The following is a 20,684-nucleotide window of genomic DNA, read 5'->3' on the forward strand; positions in this document are numbered from 1 at the left end:
TGCAGTGGCGAGGGTCTTGAGGTTTGTCGTCACAAACGAACCAACGAGACCCTCGCTTCATGCGCGCGAAGACTTCGGACTTACTCGTCTAGGGGGTGTCCAGCAGCTCCGCCATCCGGCGCAGCCCCCGGGCGAGCTCCCGCCCGGTCGGCGCCTGCTCCGGGTCGGTCAGCGCCTGCACCATCACCCCGGACAGCAGCGCGATGTGCACCGACCCGAGGGAGCGCACCTCCTCCTCGGCGACCTCCTCCTCGGCCACTCCGGACAGCTGCGCGGCCACCATGCGCCGCGCCCGGCGCTGGCTCTCGGCGAGGACCGCGAGCAGTTCGGGCGAGGACTGGGCGTGCACGAAGGCCTCGACGGAGGCGATCCAGAGCCAGCGCGTCTCGCCGAAGTCCCGGATCTTGCGGTCCCAGGTGTCGGCGTAGCGCTCCCCGGCGGTGTCACCCTCCCCGGCGAGCCGCCCCGCCCCCGCGGCCCACTCGTCCATGGCCGCGAACAGCGCCAGGTTGAGCAGGGCCTCCCGGGACCCGAAGTGATAGCCGATCGCGGCCATGCTCACCTTCGACGCCGAGGCGATATCGCGCACGGTCGTACGCAGATACCCCTTCTCCTCCAGGCAGCGCCGGGCTCCGGCCAGCAGGTCCTCGCGATTTCCCATGCCGGGATCGTAGTCGCGCAGCGCGTTGGGCAACCGCCCAAGACAATCGTATTGCGCACCTGCCCAATTCCTGGCAGGCTGCAGTCACCGGAAGATCCGCGGGACCACGGGAGGCAAAGCCATGCGCCACGAACTGAAGACCGACGACCGGACGCTCTCCTACCTGGACTTCGGCGGCGCCGGCCGCCCGCTCCTCGCCCTGCACGGCGGCATGTCCGAGGCCCTCGCCTTCACCGGCCTCGCCGCCGCCCTCGGCGACAGCTGGCGGGTCATCGCCCCCGACCAGCGCGGTCACGGGGACTCCGACCGCGCACCCGACTACCGGCGCGAGGGCTACGTCCGCGACGCCGTCGCCCTCCTCGACCACCTGGGCCTGGACGCCCCCGTACCGCTCCTCGGCTACTCCGTCGGCGGACTCAACGCCTACCACCTGGCCGCCGCCCACCCGGACCGGATCTCCGCGCTCGTCGGCGTCGACGCCACCGTCGACATCCGCATCCCCGACGGACCGAACTGGTACGACTTCCTCGACGGCCTCCCCTACACCGCCCCCACCCGTGAGGAACTCCTCGCCGCCGCCGGACCGGCCGCCGCGCCCTTCATCGCCGACGGACTGCGCCCCCTCACCGACGGCAGCGGCTGGCGCCTGGCCTACCACCCGCAAGACATGCTCGACTCCATCCACGCCTGCGCCGGCGACCACTGGGACACCTGGCTCGCGAGCACCTGCCCGGCCCTGCTGATCCACGGCACCCGGAGCCAGGCCCTCAAGCAGCCCGTCGCCGACGCGATGGTCGCCCGGCGCCCGAAGACCTCGTACGCGCCCCTCGACGGCGACCACTTCATACCGTTCACCGACCCGGACGGCTTCCACCGGGCCGTAGGGACCTTCCTGGCGGCCCTCTGATCCCCGCGGGTCCCCCGCGCCACGGGGGTGCGCGGGGAAACGCCGGAGGGGCGGCGGGCCGACAGGCCCGCCGCCCCTCCGGGCGCGCTGTGCGCGGGTGTTACTTGATGACGGTGATCCGGTTCGCCGCCGGCGGGGCGATCGGGGACGCCTCCGAGGAGTTGTTCGTCAGGTAGGCGTTGAAGCAGTCCAGGTCGGACGCGCCCACCAGCTTGTTCTTGTGCTCCTTCAGGACGGTGAAGCCGTCACCGCCGCCCGCGAGGAACTCGTTCATCGCGACCCGGTAGGTCTTGGCGGGGTCGATGGCCGTGCCGTTGAGCTTCACCGAGTCCACGACGATGCGGTCCGCACCGGCCTTGGTGGTGTCCAGGGTGTACGTGAAGCCCTTCGACACCTGAAGGATCTTCGGGCTGGCACCGTTGACCGGGCCGCTGACCTGCTGCTGGAGCGCCGTGATCAGCTGCGCGCCGGTCAGGTCGACCACGTTCATCATGTTGGTGAACGGCTGGACCGTGAAGGACTCGCCGTAGGTCACCACGCCGTCGCCCTCCTGGCCCGAGGCCTTGTAGGCGAGGTCGGAGCGGATACCGCCCGGGTTCATGATGGCCAGCTGCGCGCCGCCCTTGGCCGCCGGGGCCAGGGCCTCCAGCTGCGCGTCGGCGATGAGGTCGCCCAGCGGCTTCTCGAACTCCGGCGAGCCGCGGCCCGGGATGTCGGCCGAGATGAAGCCCTGCGGACGGTTCGCGACCGGCGCGGCCAGCTCGTTCCAGCGCTGGATCAGCTCCGTCATGTCCGCGGCCTTGGGCTGCTCACGGGTGACGACCTTGTTGACCGGCTTCGGCGAGGTGACCGGCGTACGGACGATGTCCTTGGTCTGCCGGTCGTACGTCAGCGTGGTGTCCGTGTACAGGCGGCCGATGGAGGCGGCCGAGGTGACCGTACGCGGGTTGCCCGCCGGGTCGGGGATGTTGCAGGCGTACGCCTGGTGCGTGTGGCCGGTCACCAGCGCGTCGACCTTCGCGTCCACGTTCTTGGCGATGTCGACGATGGCACCGGAGATGCCCGCGCCGGCGCCCGGTACGTCGCAGTCGTAGTTGTACGCGCCGTTCGCGGGCAGACCGCCCTCGTGGATCAGCGCGACGATCGACTTCACGCCCTGCTTGTTCAGCTCGGCCGCGTACTTGTTGATCGTCTCGACCTCGTCGCCGAACTTCAGGCCCTTGACGCCCTCGGCCGTCACGACGTCCGGGGTGCCCTCCAGGGTGACGCCGACGAAGCCGATCTTCACGTCCCCCTTCTTCCAGATGAAGGTGGGCGACATCATCGGACGCTTGGTCTTCTCGTCCGTGACGTTGGCGGCGAGGTACTGGAACGAGGCGCCCGTGAAGTCCTTGCCGAACTCGAAGCAGCCCTCGACCGGGTGGCAGCCGCCGTACGCCATGCGGCGCAGTTCGGTCTTGCCCTCGTCGAACTCGTGGTTGCCGACGCTGGAGACGTCCAGGCCGATCTTGTTCAGCGCCTCGATGCTCGGCTCGTCGTGGAAGAGCCCGGACAGCATCGGGCTGCCGCCGATCATGTCACCGGCCGCGGCCGTGACGGAGTACTCGTGGCCCTTGCGGGCCTCGCGCAGGCTGGTCGCGAGGTACTCGACCCCGCCCGCGGGTATGGCTTTGGTGGTGCCGTCGGCCTGACGCTCGGTCACGGTGCCGGAGGAGCCCTGCGGGGGCTCCAGGGTGCCGTGGAAGTCGTTGAACGACAGCATCTGCACATCGACGGTCCGGCTCTTGGCCGCACCGCCACCACTCGCGGCACCGGCCGGAAGTGCGGCGGCGACCATCGCCCCGGCCCCGGCCGTGACGGCGAGGGCGGCGAGGGTCAACCGGCGGGTTCGGCGGTGCCGTTGTGGCGTCGCTGACATTTAGTCCCCTTATGTGACAGCGGTAAGACATGGGAGGTCCGCCGAAGCCTATGGTCAACGCGCGTAGCACGACAGGGGGTAGCGGGTATCGAGCTGGTTACGCGCAGAAGAAGCGCCGACCCCGCGCCCGCACTCCGCCGTCACCCGTGCCGGTCGTAGGCTCGTGCCATGACTGACGCAGCAGCGGCCCTGGAGCCGGGACGGCAGATTCAGACCCTCGACGAGCTGACGGAGGAACAGGCGAGCGCCGTACTCGACCTCATCGACGACGCGGCACGTACGGACGGCACCACCGCCGTGTCCGAACAGGGACGGCTCCAGCTGCGCGGCGGACCGCGCGAGGGGATCCGGCACTTCCTCCTCACCGAGGGCGGCCGGCTCTCCGCCTATGGCCAACTGGAGGACACCGACCCGGTGGAGGCCCCGGCCGCCGAGCTCGTCGTACACCCCGCCCTGCGCGGGCGCGGACACGGGCGGGCGATGGGCACGGCCCTGCTGGCCGCCTCCGGCAAGCGGCTGCGGGTATGGGCCCACGGCGGCAAGTCGGCCGCCCGGCACCTCGCGCAGGTGCTCGGCCTGACCCTCTTCCGCGAGCTGCGCCAGCTGCGCCGGCCGCTGACCGGCGGGGTCCCGCTGCCGGAGCCGGTGTTCCCGCCCGGGGTGAGCGTACGGACCTTCGTGCCCGGCAGCGACGACGCGGCCTGGCTCGCGGCGAACGCGGCCGCCTTCGCACACCACCCCGAACAGGGCTCGCTGACGCAGCGCGACCTGGGCGACCGGATCGCGCAGCCCTGGTTCGACCCCAAGGGCTTCTTCCTCGCGGAACGCGACGGGGAGATCGTCGGCTTCCACTGGACGAAGGTCCACGCGGCCGAGCAGCTCGGCGAGGTCTACGTGGTCGGCGTCCGCCCGGACGCCCAGGGCGGCGGCCTCGGCAAAGCCCTCACCGCGATCGGCCTGCGCCACCTGGCGGCCGAGGGCCTCCCGACGGCCATGCTCTACGTGGACGCCGACAACCCGGCAGCCCTGGCCGTCTACGAGGGCCTCGGCTTCACCACCCACGAGGTCGACCTGATGTACCGCACGGAAAGCTGACCCCGCCGCCCCGAACCACCCCGCCACCCCGACCCAGCCCCGCCACCCCGACCCAGCCCCGCCGGCCCGAACCAGCCCCGCCGGCCCGAACCAGCCCCGCCGGCGGCCGAGGCGCGGAGGCCCGGGGCCGAGCCCCGATCTCTCACCCCCGCCGAGCGGCCGAGGCGCGGGGGCCCGGGGCGGAGCCCGGCGGGGGCCCGGGGGGCGGAGCCCCCGGGACGGCGCCGCACCGGGGGCGCACGCCCCGCCCCCGCCACCCCCGCCGGGAGGCGACTCGTGCGCCAGCCGGACCCGGGAAGCCACACGCCATTAACCAGGCATTCAGACGCGCTTGCGACCCTCCCCCCATGCAGCCCCGACTCCGACTGACGGCCGACTCTTCCGACGCGCCTGTCCTCCCGCGTGCGCGGAAGAATGGAGTCATGAGCCACCAGCCCAGCGCAGGCCCCACCGAGGTCCCCGCCCAGCACCCGTCTCACACCCCCGGCGCAGCGCCCGGAACCGCGCCCGGAACCACCCCCGGAGCCGCCCCCGGCAGGGCCGTCACCGGAGCCCACGCCCGCATAGGCTCCATCTCCGCCCACCGCCCGCACGTCGATCTCGAGCCCGACATCGACGCGGATCTGGACGCCTACGACGGCGACAAGGACGGCGACGAGCTCCCCCCGGGACGCTTCCTCGACCGGGAGCGCAGCTGGCTCGCCTTCAACGAGCGGGTGCTGGAGCTCGCCGAGGACCCGACGACCCCGCTGCTGGAGCGCGCCAACTTCCTGGCGATCTTCGCGAGCAACCTCGACGAGTTCTTCATGGTCCGCGTGGCCGGCCTCAAACGGCGTATCGCGACCGGTGTCGCCACCCGTTCGGCCTCCGGCCTGCAGCCCCGCGAGGTGCTCGACCTCATCTGGACGCGCTCGCGCGAGCTCATGGCCCGGCACGCCGCCTGCTTCCAGCAGGACATCTCCCCGGCGCTCGCCGAGGAGGGCGTCCACCTGATCCGCTGGCCCGATCTCACCGAGAAGGAACAGGCCCGCCTCTTCACCCTGTTCCGCAACCAGATCTTCCCGGTGCTGACCCCGCTGGCCGTGGACCCCGCGCACCCGTTCCCGTACATCTCCGGCCTCTCCCTGAACCTGGCCGTCGTCGTACGCAACCCGGTCAGCGGCCACCGCCACTTCGCCCGGGTCAAGGTCCCGCCGCTCCTCTCCCGCTTCCTGGAGGCCTCCCCGCAGCGCTACGTCCCGCTGGAGGACGTCATCGCCGCGCACCTGGAGGAGCTGTTCCCCGGCATGGAGGTGCTCGCGCACCACATGTTCCGGGTGACCCGCAACGAGGACCTGGAGGTGGAGGAGGACGACGCCGAGAACCTGCTCCAGGCCCTGGAGAAGGAGCTCATGCGGCGCCGCTTCGGCCCGCCCGTGCGCCTGGAGGTCGAGGAGTCCATCGACCCCGGCGTACTGGACCTGCTGGTGCAGGAGCTGAAGGTCAACGCCTCCGAGGTCTACCCGCTGCCCGGCCCGCTGGACCTGACCTCCCTCTTCGGGATCGCCTCGCTGGACATCCCGGAGCTGAAGTTCCCGAAGTTCATCGCCGGCACCCACCGCGACCTCGCCGAGGTCGAGTCCGCGTCCGCGCCCGACATCTTCGCCGCGCTGCGCGAGCGGGACGTGCTGCTGCACCACCCGTACGACTCCTTCTCCACCTCGGTGCAGGCCTTCCTGGAACAGGCCGCCGCCGACCCGGACGTCCTCGCCATCAAGCAGACGCTCTACCGCACCTCCGGCGACTCCCCGATCGTGGACGCCCTGATCGACGCCGCCGAATCCGGCAAGCAGGTCCTCGTACTCGTCGAGATCAAGGCCCGCTTCGACGAGCAGGCCAACATCAAGTGGGCGCGCAAGCTGGAGGAGTCCGGCTGCCACGTGGTCTACGGGCTCGTCGGCCTCAAGACGCACTGCAAGCTGTCGCTCGTCGTCCGCCAGGAGGGCGACCAGCTGCGCCGCTACTCACACGTGGGCACCGGCAACTACCACCCCAAGACCGCCCGCCTCTACGAGGACCTCGGCCTGCTCACCGCCGACCCGCAGGTCGGCGCGGACCTCTCCGACCTCTTCAACCGGCTGTCCGGCTACTCGCGCCGCGAGACCTACCGCCGGCTGATGGTGGCGCCCCGCTCGCTGCGGGACGGACTGATCGCGCGCATCGACAAGGAGGCCGCCCACCACACGGCCGGCCGCCCCGCGTACGTCCGGCTCAAGATGAACTCGATCGTCGACGAGGCCCTCATCGACTCGCTCTACCGGGCCGCCCAGGCGGGCGTGCCCGTCGACATCTGGGTGCGCGGCATCTGCGCGGTGCGTCCCGGAGTCCCCGGGCTCTCGGAGAACATCCGGGTCCGCTCGATCCTCGGCCGCTTCCTGGAGCACTCCCGGGTCTTCGCCTTCGGCAACGGCGGCGAGCCCGAGGTGTGGATCGGCAGCGCCGACATGATGCACCGCAACCTCGACCGCCGTATCGAGGCACTGGTCAGGGTCGCCGACCCGGCCCACCGCGCGGCACTGGACCGGATGCTGGAAACCGGAATGTCCGACGCCACCTCCTCCTGGCACCTGGGCCCGGACGGCGAATGGACCCGGCACAGCACGGACGCGGACGGCCAGCCGCTGCGGCACGTACAGGAGACGCTCATAGACGCCCGGAGGCGCCGGCGTGGCTCAGCCAAACCATGATCCGATTACAGACGCGGGTGACGTGCTGGGCACGTACCTGCGTGCCCAGGCCACCGCTTTCCTCCGTGGGCTACGGCTGCACGAGGAGAGCGGGGCCGACGCCGCCGAAGGCGGCGATGCGGCGCGCAGCCTGCGGGGGGCTGCGCGCCGCATCAGCGGATCCCTGGCCACCTTCCGGGTGGTGACCGAGTCCTCCTGGGCCGACGGGCTGCGCACCGAGCTGGTGTGGCTGTCCTCGACACTGGCCGACGAGCACGCGTACGCGGCCCGGCTGACCCGGCTGATGGACGCCCTGCACCGGCTGTCGGGCTCCCCGGAACTGCCCGCTCCGCGCGGCTCGGCCGGCGCGCTGACGGTGGGCTCGGCCCGGGCGGGCGCGCTGCTGGAGCGCCAGCTGACCCTGGCCCGTACGCGCGCCCACTCGGCCACCCTCCAGGCGCTCGGCTCCTCCCGCTTCCACGCGGTGGCGGACGCGGTGGCGGTGCTGGCCTCGGAGGTCCCGCTGGACGAGGTCGCGGCCCGGGGGCGGGTGAGCGAGGTCCTGGTCCCGCTGGCGGCGGTGGCCGAAACCCGCCTGTCGGCGGCGGTGGCGGCGCTGCCGCCGGTCGACGCCGCCCACCCGTACAACGCGGACCACGACGGCCTCTGGCACGAGGTACGCCGCCTGCTGCGGGTCCACCGGTACGCGCGGGAGGCGCTGGGCGAGGACGTGACCCGGCCGGCGGCCGCGGGCCGGGCCCTGGACCGTCACCGCGACGCGGCCGAGGCGGCGACCGCCTCGGCGACGGCGGCCCGCACCCCGCGCATCGCCCCGGCGACGGCGTACGCACTCGGCGTCCTGCACGCCGACCAGCGCCACGAGGTCGAGGCCGCGCGGCTGGAATTCATGCATCTCTGGCTGCCGGAGCCTGCGGTCACACCGCGATAACGGGCGGGTAACGGATGATGACTGCTGTGTGCGATCGGCCCGGGGCGCACCGGGTCGTCCGCCACGGTTCACCGTCCGTTCACTCGGGCCGGTCGGCTGCTTCACCTGTTCTGCCTAATTTCGGTGATGCACGGAGCGAGTCGCCCGGAGGTCGAGCAGCTCAGCCGCGCACCACCCACGTAGTCCTCTTCGCACGCCGCCCCGATCCAGAAAGCGGCCGGCGGCTTCTGGAAGGAACACCCGAAAGTGAAGCTTCAGCGCAAGAACATGCTTCGTGCCTCCGCCCTCGGGGCGCTTGTCGTGTCCGGCGCCCTGGTCCTCACGGCGTGCGGCTCGGACGACAACACCAAGACCGCCGACGGGTCGGCGAAGCCCTCCGCGGCCGCCGCGGGCGACATCAAGTGCGACGACGCCAAGGGCAAGCTCCTGGCGTCCGGCTCCTCCGCGCAGAAGAACGCGATCGAGCTGTGGATCAAGAACTACATGGCCGCCTGTTCCGGGGTCGAGGTGAACTACAAGTCCTCCTCCTCCGGTGAGGGCATCGTCGCGTTCAACCAGGGCACGGTCGGTTTCGCCGGCTCCGACTCGGCGCTGAAGCCGGAGCAGGTCGAGGAGTCGAAGAAGATCTGCACCGGTGGCCAGGGCATCGACCTGCCGATGGTCGGCGGCCCCGTCGCCCTCGGCTTCAACGTCGCCGGCGTGGACAAGCTGAACCTCGACGCCGCCACGATCGCCAACATCTTCAACGACAAGATCAAGAAGTGGGACGACGAGGCGATCAAGAAGCTGAACCCCGGCGTCACGCTTCCCTCCACCGCCATCCAGGCCTTCCACCGCTCCGACGACTCGGGCACCACCGAGAACGTCACCAAGTACCTCAAGGCCGCCGCGCCCGACGCCTGGCCGCACGAGGCCGCGAAGAAGTGGGCCGCCCCGGGCGGCCAGGCCGCTTCCGGCTCTGCCGGTGTCGCCGCGCAGGTCAAGCAGGTCGACGGCGCGATCGGCTACTTCGAGCTCTCCTTCGCCAGCGCCCAGGGCATCAAGACCGTCGACCTGAACACGGGCGCCGCCGCCCCCGTCAAGGCCACCGGTGAGAACGCCTCCAAGGCCATCGCCGCCGCCAAGGTCTCCGGCACCGGCTCCGACCTGGCCCTGAAGCTGGACTACACCACCAAGGCCGAGGGCGCCTACCCGCTCGTCCTGGTGACGTACGAGGTCGTCTGCGACAAGGGCAACAAGGCCGAGACCCTCCCGACCGTGAAGTCCTTCCTGAACTACGCCGCCTCGGACGCGGGCCAGAAGGTCCTCCTCGAGAACGGCTACGCGCCGATCCCGGCCGAGATCAACACCAAGGTCCGCGAAGTCATCAACACCCTCGGCTAAATCCTGACCCCCGAGGTGTCGGACACCCCCGTCCGGGCAGCCGACACCTCGGGGACCCTTCCCCTCCACCCAGGGGAATCCGGTGCACCGCCGCCAGGGGGCCTGCCCCCCACACAGACCGGAAAGACCATGGCTTCCACCACACCCACCCAGATGGACACGGCTCCGCCTGTCACCCGCAGCGAGAGGTCCACCGGCCGCGCCGGTGACAAGATCTTCGCCGGGCTCTCCAAGGGCTCCGGCATCCTGCTCCTGGTGATCATGGCGTCGATCGCCGCCTTCCTCACCTACCGCGCCACGATCGCCCTGTCGAAGAACGAGGGGAACTTCCTCACCACCTTCGACTGGAACGCGTCGGCCAACCCGCCCGTCTTCGGCATCGCCGTCCTGCTCTTCGGCACCGTCGTCAGCTCGATCATCGCGATGGCCATCGCGGTTCCGATCTCTGTCGGCATCGCCCTGTTCATCTCGCACTACGCGCCGCGCAAGCTGGCAGCGCCCCTCGCGTACGTGGTCGACCTGCTGGCCGCCGTGCCGTCGATCGTCTACGGCATCTGGGGCGCCCTCTTCCTGGTCCCGCAGCTGAACGGCCTGAACCTCTGGCTGGACGAGTTCCTCGGCTGGACGTACGTCTTCGAGAAGACCCAGGTCGGCGTCGCCCGTTCGCTCTTCACCGTCGGCATCCTGCTCGCGATCATGATCCTGCCGATCGTGACCAGCGTCAGCCGTGAGGTCTTCCTCCAGGTCCCGCGCATGAACGAGGAGGCCGCCCTGGCCCTCGGCGCGACCCGCTGGGAAGTCATCCGGATGTCGGTGCTGCCCTTCGGCCGCTCCGGTGTCATCTCCGCCTCGATGCTCGGCCTCGGCCGCGCGCTCGGCGAGACCATGGCCGTCGCGACCGTCCTCTCCCCGAGCTTCCTGATCTCCGGCCACATCCTGAACCCGGGCGGCGGCACCTTCGCGCAGAACATCGCCGCGAAGTTCGACGAGGCCAACGAGTTCGGCCGGGACGCGCTGATCGCCTCCGGTCTGGTCCTCTTCCTGCTCACCCTGCTGGTCAACGGTGCAGCTCGCCTGATCATCGCCCGCCGCAAGGACTTCTCGGGGGCGAACGCCTGATGAGCCACGCACTCCAGGACCAGCGGCCCACCCGGGCCCGTAAGTCCCCCGCTCCCGCCGGCCTCACCCGCGGCGGCCTGCCCCGCTGGGCTCCGGCCGGCGTCGCGGTCCTCGCGATCGCCCTCGGATGCGGCACCGGCTTCGCCTTCGACCTCCACAGCAAGGTCCAGTGGGGCCTCATCGCGGCCCTGCTGTTCATCGGCATCACCTACGTCGCCAGCGCGGTGATCGAGAACCGCCGCCAGGCCAAGGACCGCGTCGCGACCTCCCTCGTGTGGGTCTGCTTCGTCCTCGCGGTCATCCCGCTGCTCTCGCTGATGTGGACCACGATCAGCCGCGGCCTGGAGCTGCTGAGCGGCAACTTCCTCAGCCACTCCATGAACGGCGTGACCAGCTTCGACGAGGGCGGCGGCGTCTACCACGCCCTGCTCGGCACCATCGAGCAGGTCGCCCTCGCCACGCTGATCGCGGCCCCCATCGGCCTGCTGACCGCCGTCTACCTGGTCGAGTACGGCAAGGGCCGCCTCGCCCGGTCCGTCACCTTCTTCGTCGACGTGATGACCGGCATCCCCTCCATCGTCGCGGGCCTGTTCATCCTGACGACCTGGAACCTGATGCTCGGCTTCGGCCCGTCCGGCTTCGCCGGCGCGATGGCCCTGTCGATCCTGATGATGCCCGTCGTGGTCCGCTCCACCGAGGAGATGCTCAAGCTCGTCCCGAACGAGCTGCGCGAGGCCGCCCTCGCCCTCGGTGTGCCGAAGTGGCGCGTGATCCTCAAGGTCGTGCTTCCGACCGCCATCGGCGGTATCTCCACCGGCGTGATGCTGGCCGTCGCCCGCATCGCCGGCGAGACCGCACCGATCATGCTGCTGGTCTTCGGCACCCAGTTGATCAACGGCAACCCCTTCGAAGGCGCCCAGTCCTCGCTCCCCCTCTACATCTGGGAGCAGTACAAGGTCGGCAGTGAACCCGCGTACGACCGGGCATGGGCCGCGGCGCTCGTCCTGATCGCCTTCGTCATGATCCTCAATCTGGTGGCCCGCGGCATCGCCCGCTGGAAGGCCCCGAAGACCGGTCGCTGACCGGCGAGCCCCTTTGCGGCTCCGCCGCGTGTGACCACATGAAAGCGAAGTGACCCCTCATGGCGAAGCGAATCGACGTCTCCGGACTGTCCGCCTTCTACGGCACCCACAAGGCCATCGACGACATCTCGATGACCGTGGAGCCCCGCTCCGTGACGGCCTTCATCGGCCCCTCCGGCTGCGGCAAGTCCACCTTCCTGCGCACCCTCAACCGCATGCACGAGGTCACCCCCGGCGGCCGCGTGGAGGGCAAGGTCCTGCTGGACGACGAGAACCTGTACGGCGCGGGCGTGGACCCGGTCGCGGTCCGCCGCACGGTCGGCATGGTCTTCCAGCGCCCGAACCCCTTCCCCACCATGTCGATCTTCGACAACGTGGCGGCGGGCCTGCGGCTGAACGGCAGCTTCAAGAAGGCCGAGCTCACGGACGTGGTGGAGAGGTCCCTCCAGGGCGCCAACCTCTGGAACGAGGTCAAGGACCGCCTGAACAAGCCCGGCTCCGGCCTCTCCGGCGGCCAGCAGCAGCGTCTGTGCATCGCCCGCGCCATCGCGGTCGAACCCCAGGTCCTGCTGATGGACGAGCCCTGCTCGGCCCTCGACCCGATCTCCACGCTGGCGATCGAGGACCTGATCGGCGAGCTCAAGGAGCGCTTCACGATCGTCATCGTGACGCACAACATGCAGCAGGCGGCCCGCGTCTCGGACCGCACCGCCTTCTTCAACCTCTCGGCCGTCGGCCAGCCCGGCAAGCTCATCGAGCTCGACGACACGGACCGGATCTTCTCGAACCCGTCCGTCCAGGCGACCGAGGACTACATCTCGGGTCGCTTCGGCTGATCCGGGACACCGAACGTCCTGCGGTGCTGCATGGCGGTGCCACCGCAAGGCGAGAGAAAGAAAAGGGCCGGCTCCCCCTGGGTGGGGGGAGCCGGCCCGCTTTCGTACGCGCGTACGCGCCCCGCCCACGGGCGGGGGTCCCGCTAGCCGAAGGCCAGGTTCACGATCCAGAAGCTGATCGCGGCGACCACGGCCGCGGCCGGCATCGTGATGAACCAGCCCATGACGATGTTCTTGGCGACGCCCCAGCGGACCGCGTTCACACGCTTGGTCGCACCCACACCCATGATCGCCGAGGTGATCACGTGGGTGGTGGAGATCGGCGCGTGGAAGAGGAAGGCCGAGCCGAACATGATCGACGCACCGGTGGTCTCCGCCGCGAAGCCCTGCGGCGGGTCCAGCTCGATGATCTTGCGGCCGAGCGTACGCATGATGCGCCAGCCACCCGCGTAGGTACCGAGCGACAGCATCACGGCACACGCGATCTTGACCCAGATCGGGATCGCCTCGTCGGCGGTCTGCACATCGGCGATGACCAGGGCCATCACGACGATGCCCATGGTCTTCTGCGCGTCCTGCAGACCGTGGCCGAGCGCCATGGCCGCCGCCGATACCGTCTGCGCGATACGGAAGCCGTGCTTCGCCTTGTGCGGGTTGGACCGGCGGAACATCCACAGGATGGCCACCATCACCAGGTAGCCGATCACCAGGCCGACCACCGGCGAGACGAACATCGGGATGACGACCTTGTCGATCACCCCGCTCCAGATGACTCCGGTGCCGCCCGCCAGCGCCGCGCCCACCATGCCGCCGAACAGCGCGTGGGAGGAGGACGAGGGCAGGCCGAAGTACCAGGTGATCAGGTTCCACACGATCGCGCCGACGAGCGCCGCGAAGAGGATCCACATGCCCCGGTTGCCGTGGGGCGTCTCGATCAGGCCCTCGCTGACCGTCTTGGCGACCCCGCTGCCCAGGAAGGCACCGGCGAGGTTCATCACGGCGGCCATCGCGAGCGCCGCACGCGGGGTCAGCGCCCGCGTCGAGACGGAGGTCGCGATCGCGTTCGCCGAGTCGTGGAAGCCGTTCGTATAGGTAAAGCCGAGCGCGACACCGATGGTGACGATCAGCGCAAAGGTGTCCACGTGGTTCAGGACTCCTTGACCGCGATGGTCTCCACCGTGTTCGCGACGTGCTCGAACGCGTCGGCCGCCTCTTCGAGCACGTCGACGATCTGCTTGAGCTTCAGCACCTCGATGGCGTCGTACTTGCCGTTGAAGAGCTGGGCGAGCAGCTTGCGGTGGATCTGGTCGGCCTGGTTCTCGAGGCGGTTGACCTCGATCCAGTACTCGGTCAGGTTGTCCATCGTCCGCAGGTGCGGCATGGCCTCGGCGGTCAGCTCGGCCGCGCGCGCCAGCACCTCGATCTGCTGCTCGACACCCTTGGGGAGCTCCTCCACGTTGTAGAGGACGACGAGGTCGACGGCCTCCTCCATGAAGTCCATGATGTCGTCGAGCGACGAAGCCAGGTTGTAGATGTCCTCGCGGTCGAACGGCGTGATGAAGGAGGAGTTCAGCTGGTGGAAGATCGCGTGAGTGGCGTCGTCCCCCGCGTGCTCCGCTGCCCGCATCCGCTCCGCGATCTCGGCCCGGGCGGAGGAGTCCGCTCCGAGCAGTTCCATCAGGAGCTTGGAGCCCGTGACGATGTTGTCCGCGGATGCGGCGAACATGTCGTAGAAGCTCGTCTCCCTGGGGGTCAGACGAAATCGCACGTGAGGTCCTCGGGGTGCATTGGATTCGGTCAGGCTGATGCTAGGCGCATCCCCCGGCCACGGCTAACCGGCCGTTCCCCAGTGTCCTCCATCAGGCACAGTGAGGACCACAGGACCCCCGCCCCCGGGCGGCAGGGCCGGTACCCTATACCCATGAGGGGTATGCATCCCTCGTTCCGGACCACGGGAGGACCCATGACCACCATCGAGGCCGAGGGCTCCGGAGCCGTCCACGGCTATCACCACCAGAAGGACGAGCACCTCAAGCGGCTGCGCCGGATCGAGGGCCAGATCCGCGGCCTCCAGCGACTCGTCGACGAGGACGTCTACTGCATCGACATACTCACCCAGGTCTCCGCGAGCACGAAGGCACTGCAGTCCTTCGCGCTCCAGCTCCTGGAGGAGCACCTGCGCCACTGCGTCGCCGACGCCGCGGTCAAGGGCGGCACCGAGATCGACGCCAAGGTCGAGGAGGCCACCAAAGCCATCGCCCGCCTCCTGCGCACCTGACCCCTCGCCGGCGCCCTTCCGGCCTCGCCGGCGCCTGCGGCGCGGGGACCGGGGGCCGCGCCTCCCGGGCGGCGGCCAGCCCCCGCCTACCGTCCGAGCAGGACCTCGTCGATGCGGTCCAGGCTGAGCCGGTCCTCGGCAGCCGCCGAAGCCGCGATGATCAGCTCACCACACAGCTCGATCTCGGCGAGAGCAACGTGGTCCTGCACCGTCGTACCGCCTGCGGGAGTCACGCGTGTCACCTCAATCTGCCACCGGCCACCGGCCGTCATCGGTCATACCGCACCGCAGCACTCGCCGGCGCCCGGCTTCTCAGCGTAGGGAGCCCGCCCCTCCCCCCGCATGACACGGATGGACCATTTCCGGATACCGGGCCATGGCCCGATCGCGCCGCTCGTCCTCCGCCCACCCCACTAGTCGGCGATCTTCCCCGAGTAAATGTCCCCGTTTGCGGGCAATACGACGGTCACCGGCGTCCCGAACCCGTACAGCAGCGTGGTGGACGACACATCGATCACGCCATTGTTGACGTACGTGAACCGGTGCCTGACCTTCCGCAAGCGCCCCTCCTCGTCCAGGTACGCGTCGAACGGCACCGTGTCCGTGCTGAACCCTTTCGCCGCCGCCTCCAGCGCCCCCCGCACCTCCGGCGACGCACTCCCCGCGGCCCGCCCGATGTCGGTGGTCCCCCGGTAGTGCCGCACCTTGGTGCCCGCCACCTCGGTCTCGCCCACGTACGTCACCTCCTGCGCGCCCCGCAGCAGCTCGGCCGCGACCCACGGATCGGTGGCCCCGCCCGTGACCAGGTTCCCGTCGGTGAGGGTCGTCGTGTCGACCCGGACCCACTTGTCGTCCGGGACGCCCGCGCCGCGGTTCTTCATGTACAGCGCGCCCGGCACGAGCAGCTCGGTGATGGGCCGGTGTTCGGCCTTGCCCTTCACATCGGCCGGGAGCATCACCAGGAGCTGCCCCATCCGGTTCTTGAAGTCGACCCCGCCCTCGCCGTGGATCGTGACCCGGGTCCCGCCCGTGGCCATCTCCATGGCCGTACGGGCCCGGGCACTGCCGGTCCTCGCCAGTACGTCGGCGGCGCCGCGGACCACCGCCGCCACGTCCGCCGGAGGCCGGTCGTCGTTTCCGTCGACCGCGCACCCGCTCATCGCCGTGACCGCCAGGGTGACGCCGGCGGCGAGCACCGCCTCACCCGCACGCCCGCGCCGCCGCCTGTGCTGGTGATCCACCATCGCCTGCCAACCCCCAACGCATGACCGCTGCTTGCCCGAGGCCCCCACCCGCTCCCCTTAACGAGGTCCGGGGTTTCCCGTCACGGGGACGCACCCTCCCTGCGCGCCGGCCGCCCCCGGTACCGTGGAGACGTGGAACCGCACACCGACGCGACCCCGGTCCCTCCGCTTGACCACCTGCCGCTCCCGCGGCCGCACGCGCCGCCGGAGCCACCGACCGGGCACACCACATCCACCGCCGACCGCGGATCGTTCTGCCTGGCCGTCTGTACCTGCGGCTGGAGCGGTCCGGCCCGTCGCTCCCGCGACCTGGCCCGCAAGGACGCGGCCCGCCACACGGCGCCCCAGGGCGCGTCCACTGCCCACGGGTAGGCCGTTCGGACCCTCCGGCTGGCCGGGGCGCGCCGCAGCGGATGCCCTTGATTCATGCCAGGATCCGCAGCCCGCCTCGCGGCCCTCTTCTGGGCCCTGCTCATCGCGTTCGCCCCGGCCGCCGCGGCCTGGGCCAGACCCGTGGGCTCGGCGGACAGCCCGGCCGACGTCGCCCTGGCCATCGGGCTCACCTCCGCCGCGGCGGTGGTCACCGGCTGGTGGCTGCGCTCCCGGTACCGCCGCGACGCCGACGGCGGTGATCCGTGACGCCCCGGCACCGGTCACGGCCGGCGGCGGTCCGGATGTGCTTCGGGGCGGCGGTGCTGTGCCTGCTGGCGGCCGTGCTGCTCGCCGTGTGGAACGCGTACGCGCAGACCTGAACCCGGCCCGCCGGCGACTTCAGGCGGCGAGGTCGCTCTCGTGCGGACGCTGCTCCGTGGGCGGGGTCTGCGCCTGCGGGAGGTCGACCGGCCGGGTCAGCCCGCGGCCCTTGGCCCGTACGAGCCGCCCGGCGCGCCGGGAGCGGGCCACCCGGGACACCGCCGGGGTCAGCGCCGCCATCGCGAGCGGCGCGAACACGAGCACCATGGCGGTGCCGAGCGCGAAGGCGCCGATGACGTCGGTCGGGTAGTGGATGCCCGTGTAGACACGGCAGAAGCCCTCGGCGAAGGCCAGCCCGATCCCCAGGAGGCCGAGCTTCCGGTTCGCCACGAACAGGCCTACGCCCAGGGCCATCGCGAGGGTGGTGTGGCCGCTGACGAAGGAGTACTCGGTGTGGCCGAACCCCGCGCCGAAGCCGGGGTCGAGCACCTGCAGACCCTCGTGCTGCACGAACGGCCTTGGCCGCCCGACGAACTCACGCAGCGGCACGTTCACGAGCAGCGCCAGTCCGGCGGCCAGCGGAGCCCAGAGGAGCGCGGCGAAGGACTCGACGGCGGTCGCCTCGTCCTGCCGGCGGGCACCGCGCCAGCACCACAGGACCAGGAGCACCAGGGCGAGCAGGATCCCGTACTCACCGGCCAGGCTCACGGCCCGGTCCAGCCACTGCGGAGCCTGGCGGGCGGCTCCGTTGATCTCGTACAGCAGGCTGACATCCACGTTCGGCCCACCTGTTGTGAGTCCAGCCATGGTGATGCGGCCCCTTGCCCTTGCCGTGGTTCCCCTGCGGACGCACCCCTGTGTGCGCCCCCTCCGCCCCCACTTGACCAACCCCCGCGCCCATGGAACGCCCGTTCTGGCTCCTGCGTTCCATTCTCCACGCAATGATCACTCCAACGTTATCGAAGAGTGACTCGTCGTCGCAGCTCAGGGCCCTTGGTTCACGGAGAGTTGCTATGCGGCCCGGCCGGCGGCGGGACGCGCCGGGAGGGCCTCCGCGCCGTCCTTGGTCACACGCGTCGCACCGAAGTAGTCGGGCGTGTCGATCTTGTCGAACCGGATGACGGCGCCGGTGTACGGAGCGTTGATCATGTATCCGCCGCCCACGTAGAGGCCGACGTGCCGGATCTCCCGAGAGTTCGTCAGATCGTCGGAGAAGAAGACGAGATCACCGGGCAGGAGTTGATCGCGCGAGGGGTGCGAGCCGGCGTTGTACTGGTCGTTCGCCACCCGCGGCAACTCGATCCCCACGGTCTCGTACGCGGCCTTGGTCAGTCCGGAACAGTCGAACCGACCGTCCTGGTCGGGCGTCCCGTTGCCACCCCACAGATATGGCGTCCCGAGCTGCTTCTGCGCGAAGTAGATGGCCCCGGCGGCCTGTTGCGAGGGCGCCACCCGCCCGACGGGCCGCTCGAAGCTCTTCGCCAGCGTGGTGATGGCCTTCACGTACCCCTGGGTCTCGCGGAACGGGGGCACGCCCTTGTGCTGCGTCACCGCGCCGGGGCCGGCGTTGTAGGCGGCCAGCATGTTCGCGACGGGGTCCCCGGGGACCTTGCTCACGTACCGCGCGAGTTCGCAGTCGTACGAAGCGGCCGAGGGGATCGCGTCGTTCGGGTCCCAGATGTCGCGGTCGCCGTCACCGTCCCCGTCGATCCCGTGGGTGGCCCAGGTACCGGGAATGAACTGGGCGATACCGCGCGCATCGGCAGGACTCACGATGTGCGGGTCCCAGCCGCTCTCGGAGTAGAGCTGCGCGGCCAGGATGGCCGGGCTCAGCGTCGGGCAGAGCACGCCCCACTTCTGCACCAGGGCCTGGTACTTCCCGGGTACGGCGCCCTTGGCGAGCCCGACGGGACGCCCGCCGGCGGTCGCGATGCCCGCGGCGGCGGAGTACGTGCCGACCACGAGGAGGGCGACGAAGCACAGACACGCTCCGAAGCTGATCCCGCCGATCACCCAGAATCTGCGCACCCGTCAACCCTCCCCCATCGCACGGTCTTTCACCGGGATTCGCCGCCACGTGTCGGGTTCATCCCTTTTGCGGCCCGCTGTCGAAGCCATCGCAGACGAAGCTCTTGTGTTCCGTATCCGAGACGACATGCCGGAACACCACCGTCCAGCCACCGGGATCCTGCGACAGCGGAGGCGCCTTGACGGTCTTGCCGTTCAGCTGCATCGAGAAGTCGTCCGGATACGTGACGAACTTCCACTGCACCTCGTCACCTTCGTACAGGTCCCGGGCCTTGGCAACGAAACCGAGCTGGCGATTGTCGGACGCCGCCGTGGGCCGGCCGTTCTCGTCGACCTCGTGCTGCGGTTTCACGACGACGGCCACGTAGTACGGCGGCACGTCGGGGAGCGCGTTCTGGACCCGGTAGCCGATCTCGACCTTGCCCGACTTCAGCCGGGGGTCGTCCATGCTCCTGGGCAGCGCGGTCTGGAAGTCCAGGATGCCGCGCTCCTCCTCGGGCCGGGTGCAGAGGCGGTGGATGGGGTTGTAGTCGTCCAGATTGGGCTCGGTCTGCCGGATGTACGCGGGCGGACCGGCCGGAGCCGGCGCCGAGGCACTGCCGGAGCCCGGAGCGCCGCCGGCCGGTGTCGGTGCGCCGGGTGTCTGCGCGGCGGGGCTCCGACCCTGTTCCTGCCCGCCGGCCCGGCCGCTCCCGCCCCCTTGACCCGCCCCGCCCCCGAGCGGCAGCTTCCACACCGCCACGGCGCCCACGACCGCCAGCGCGATTCCGGCGGCCAGCCAGACACCCGTCCGCCCGCGCCCCGGCGGGACCACGGCCACGCCCTGCGTCGGGGTGTAGCCCTGCACCAGCCCGGGCCCCTGCGTCCGCATCTCGTGCACCGGTACGGCCTCACCCAGCGCACCGAGCCCGAGGTAGACCGGATCGTCGATCAGCGCGTCCCGCACCCCGCACCGGGCGATGACCTCGCGCAGCCCCGGCCGCGCCGCCGGGTCCTTCGCCACGCACGCCTCGATCAGCGCCGCCAGCCCCGGCTCCACCCCGGTCACGTCGATCGGCTCGTGCACCGCCCGGTAGCTCACCGTCGCCGCCACGCCCGTACCGAACGGCGGCCGCCCCGTCGCCGCGTAGGCGAGCGTCGCGCCCAGCGCGAAGACGTCCGCCGCGGCCCCGGCCTCCTCGCCCAGCAGCACCTCGGGCGCGGTGTACCCCGGCGTCCCCGGAGCCTGCCCGTCCTGGGTGAGGGCCGTCTCGCCCACGCCCCGCGCGATGCCGAAGTCGATGAGCTGCGGCCCCTGCGCGCCCAGGATGACGTTCTGCGGCTTGAGGTCCCGGTGCGTCACCCCGTACGCGTGCACGCTCGCCAGCCCCTCCGCGAGGGCCGCGAACAGCCGGCGGCAGGTGTCCGCGGGCAAACCACCGCGCTCCGCCACCGCATGACCGAGCGTCGGACCCGCCACGTACTCGGTCGCCAGCCAGTACGGCGCCCCCGCCAGCGAGGCGTCGATCAGGTTCGCCGTGTACGCCGAGCGCACCGCACGCACCGTCTCGGCCTCGCGCCGGAACCGGGCCAGCGCCTCCGGATGCCCGGTGATCTCGTCCCGGATCACCTTCACCGCGACCAGCCGCCCACCGGGCGACCGCCCGAGGTACACCTGCCCCATCCCTCCGGCACCGAGCCGGGCCAACAGCGCATGCGCCCCGATCTGCGCGGGGTCGACGTCTCTCAGGGCATCCACCGACCCGAGCCTGCCACACCGACTCCCGCACTGCGGCGGCGGGTTGAC

General features: G+C 70.8%; 20 protein-coding genes. 11 read left to right on the forward strand and 9 right to left on the reverse strand.

Going from position 1 to position 20,684, the window contains the following annotated elements; all coding sequences use genetic code 11:
- Positions 1–88 precede the first annotated feature (88 nt).
- The gene (locus ACGFZK_RS36825) at positions 89–661 is read right to left on the reverse strand and encodes a TetR/AcrR family transcriptional regulator (RefSeq protein ID WP_393853194.1); all 573 of its coding nucleotides are present in this window, start codon (positions 659–661) and stop codon (positions 89–91) included.
- 121 nt (positions 662–782) lie between these two features.
- Between ACGFZK_RS36825 and ACGFZK_RS36830 the strand changes: the two genes are divergently transcribed.
- Complete coding sequence (locus ACGFZK_RS36830) at positions 783–1,568, forward strand: alpha/beta fold hydrolase (RefSeq protein WP_393853195.1); 786 nt, start codon at positions 783–785, stop codon at positions 1,566–1,568.
- A gap of 100 nt (positions 1,569–1,668) precedes the next feature.
- Here the strand turns inward: ACGFZK_RS36830 and ACGFZK_RS36835 are convergent, their stop codons facing one another.
- Positions 1,669–3,486 (reverse strand): bifunctional metallophosphatase/5'-nucleotidase, encoded by a 1,818-nt coding sequence (locus ACGFZK_RS36835; RefSeq protein ID WP_393853196.1) that lies wholly within the window; start codon positions 3,484–3,486, stop codon positions 1,669–1,671.
- Positions 3,487–3,654: 168 nt separating this feature from the next.
- On the opposite strand from ACGFZK_RS36835, the gene mshD reads away from it, so the two are divergent.
- From mshD to pstB, 7 genes are all read left to right on the forward strand, one after another.
- Positions 3,655–4,581 (forward strand): mycothiol synthase, encoded by a 927-nt coding sequence (gene mshD, locus ACGFZK_RS36840; RefSeq protein WP_393853197.1) that lies wholly within the window; start codon positions 3,655–3,657, stop codon positions 4,579–4,581.
- A gap of 422 nt (positions 4,582–5,003) precedes the next feature.
- Complete coding sequence (locus tag ACGFZK_RS36845; protein ID WP_393853198.1) at positions 5,004–7,307, forward strand: RNA degradosome polyphosphate kinase; 2,304 nt, start codon at positions 5,004–5,006, stop codon at positions 7,305–7,307.
- Positions 7,288–8,235, forward strand: coding sequence for a CHAD domain-containing protein (locus ACGFZK_RS36850; RefSeq protein WP_393853199.1), 948 nt, complete (start codon positions 7,288–7,290; stop codon positions 8,233–8,235). The genes ACGFZK_RS36845 and ACGFZK_RS36850 overlap by 20 nt, the downstream gene beginning before the upstream one ends.
- 246 nt (positions 8,236–8,481) lie before the next feature.
- Positions 8,482–9,618 carry a phosphate ABC transporter substrate-binding protein PstS gene (gene pstS, locus ACGFZK_RS36855; protein ID WP_393853200.1) on the forward strand — a complete coding sequence of 379 codons (1,137 nt, stop codon included), beginning with the start codon at positions 8,482–8,484 and terminating at the stop codon, positions 9,616–9,618.
- A gap of 129 nt (positions 9,619–9,747) precedes the next feature.
- Positions 9,748–10,737, forward strand: coding sequence for a phosphate ABC transporter permease subunit PstC (pstC, locus tag ACGFZK_RS36860; protein WP_393853201.1), 990 nt, complete (start codon positions 9,748–9,750; stop codon positions 10,735–10,737).
- The gene (pstA, locus tag ACGFZK_RS36865) at positions 10,737–11,819 is read left to right on the forward strand and encodes a phosphate ABC transporter permease PstA (protein WP_393853202.1); all 1,083 of its coding nucleotides are present in this window, start codon (positions 10,737–10,739) and stop codon (positions 11,817–11,819) included. The genes pstC and pstA overlap by 1 nt, the downstream gene beginning before the upstream one ends.
- Positions 11,820–11,878: 59 nt before the next feature.
- Positions 11,879–12,655, forward strand: coding sequence for a phosphate ABC transporter ATP-binding protein PstB (gene pstB, locus ACGFZK_RS36870; RefSeq protein ID WP_393853203.1), 777 nt, complete (start codon positions 11,879–11,881; stop codon positions 12,653–12,655).
- A 143-nt stretch (positions 12,656–12,798) separates the two neighbouring features.
- Here the strand turns inward: pstB and ACGFZK_RS36875 are convergent, their stop codons facing one another.
- Together ACGFZK_RS36875 and ACGFZK_RS36880 are read right to left on the reverse strand one after the other, a co-directional pair.
- The gene (locus ACGFZK_RS36875; RefSeq protein ID WP_393853204.1) at positions 12,799–13,797 is read right to left on the reverse strand and encodes an anion permease; all 999 of its coding nucleotides are present in this window, start codon (positions 13,795–13,797) and stop codon (positions 12,799–12,801) included.
- 5 nt (positions 13,798–13,802) lie between these two features.
- Entirely contained in the window at positions 13,803–14,423 is a 621-nt protein-coding gene (locus ACGFZK_RS36880) for a DUF47 domain-containing protein (protein ID WP_008742369.1), read from the reverse strand.
- A 195-nt stretch (positions 14,424–14,618) separates the two neighbouring features.
- Between ACGFZK_RS36880 and ACGFZK_RS36885 the strand changes: the two genes are divergently transcribed.
- Positions 14,619–14,933, forward strand: a complete 315-nt coding sequence (locus ACGFZK_RS36885) for a metal-sensitive transcriptional regulator (protein ID WP_030009310.1) — start codon at positions 14,619–14,621, stop codon at positions 14,931–14,933.
- Positions 14,934–15,019: 86 nt separating this feature from the next.
- On the opposite strand, the gene ACGFZK_RS36890 is transcribed toward ACGFZK_RS36885, so the two are convergent.
- Together ACGFZK_RS36890 and ACGFZK_RS36895 are read right to left on the reverse strand one after the other, a co-directional pair.
- Positions 15,020–15,205 carry a hypothetical protein gene (locus ACGFZK_RS36890; RefSeq protein ID WP_037864540.1) on the reverse strand — a complete coding sequence of 62 codons (186 nt, stop codon included), beginning with the start codon at positions 15,203–15,205 and terminating at the stop codon, positions 15,020–15,022.
- 141 nt (positions 15,206–15,346) lie between these two features.
- Positions 15,347–16,177, reverse strand: a complete 831-nt coding sequence (locus tag ACGFZK_RS36895) for a hypothetical protein (protein WP_393853205.1) — start codon at positions 16,175–16,177, stop codon at positions 15,347–15,349.
- Between the two features lie 132 nt (positions 16,178–16,309).
- Here ACGFZK_RS36895 and ACGFZK_RS36900 point away from each other — a divergent pair, with 132 nt between their 5' ends.
- Positions 16,310–16,549, forward strand: coding sequence for a hypothetical protein (locus ACGFZK_RS36900; protein WP_393853206.1), 240 nt, complete (start codon positions 16,310–16,312; stop codon positions 16,547–16,549).
- Between the two features lie 54 nt (positions 16,550–16,603).
- Positions 16,604–16,816 carry a hypothetical protein gene (locus ACGFZK_RS36905; protein WP_393853207.1) on the forward strand — a complete coding sequence of 71 codons (213 nt, stop codon included), beginning with the start codon at positions 16,604–16,606 and terminating at the stop codon, positions 16,814–16,816.
- A 132-nt stretch (positions 16,817–16,948) separates the two neighbouring features.
- Here ACGFZK_RS36905 and ACGFZK_RS36910 read toward each other — a convergent pair whose 3' ends face one another.
- From ACGFZK_RS36910 to ACGFZK_RS36920, 3 genes are all read right to left on the reverse strand, one after another.
- Positions 16,949–17,677 (reverse strand): phosphatase PAP2 family protein, encoded by a 729-nt coding sequence (locus tag ACGFZK_RS36910; RefSeq protein WP_393853208.1) that lies wholly within the window; start codon positions 17,675–17,677, stop codon positions 16,949–16,951.
- Positions 17,678–17,881: 204 nt separating this feature from the next.
- The gene (locus ACGFZK_RS36915; RefSeq protein WP_393853220.1) at positions 17,882–18,883 is read right to left on the reverse strand and encodes an NlpC/P60 family protein; all 1,002 of its coding nucleotides are present in this window, start codon (positions 18,881–18,883) and stop codon (positions 17,882–17,884) included.
- A gap of 73 nt (positions 18,884–18,956) precedes the next feature.
- A complete protein-coding gene (locus ACGFZK_RS36920; protein WP_393853209.1) occupies positions 18,957–20,636 on the reverse strand; it encodes a serine/threonine-protein kinase in 1,680 nt (559 codons plus the stop codon).
- Between the last annotated feature and the right edge of the window lie 48 nt (positions 20,637–20,684).

This window comes from Streptomyces sp. NPDC048257, from assembly GCF_043201855.1.
Taxonomy (GTDB): Bacteria; Actinomycetota; Actinomycetes; order Streptomycetales; family Streptomycetaceae; genus Streptomyces.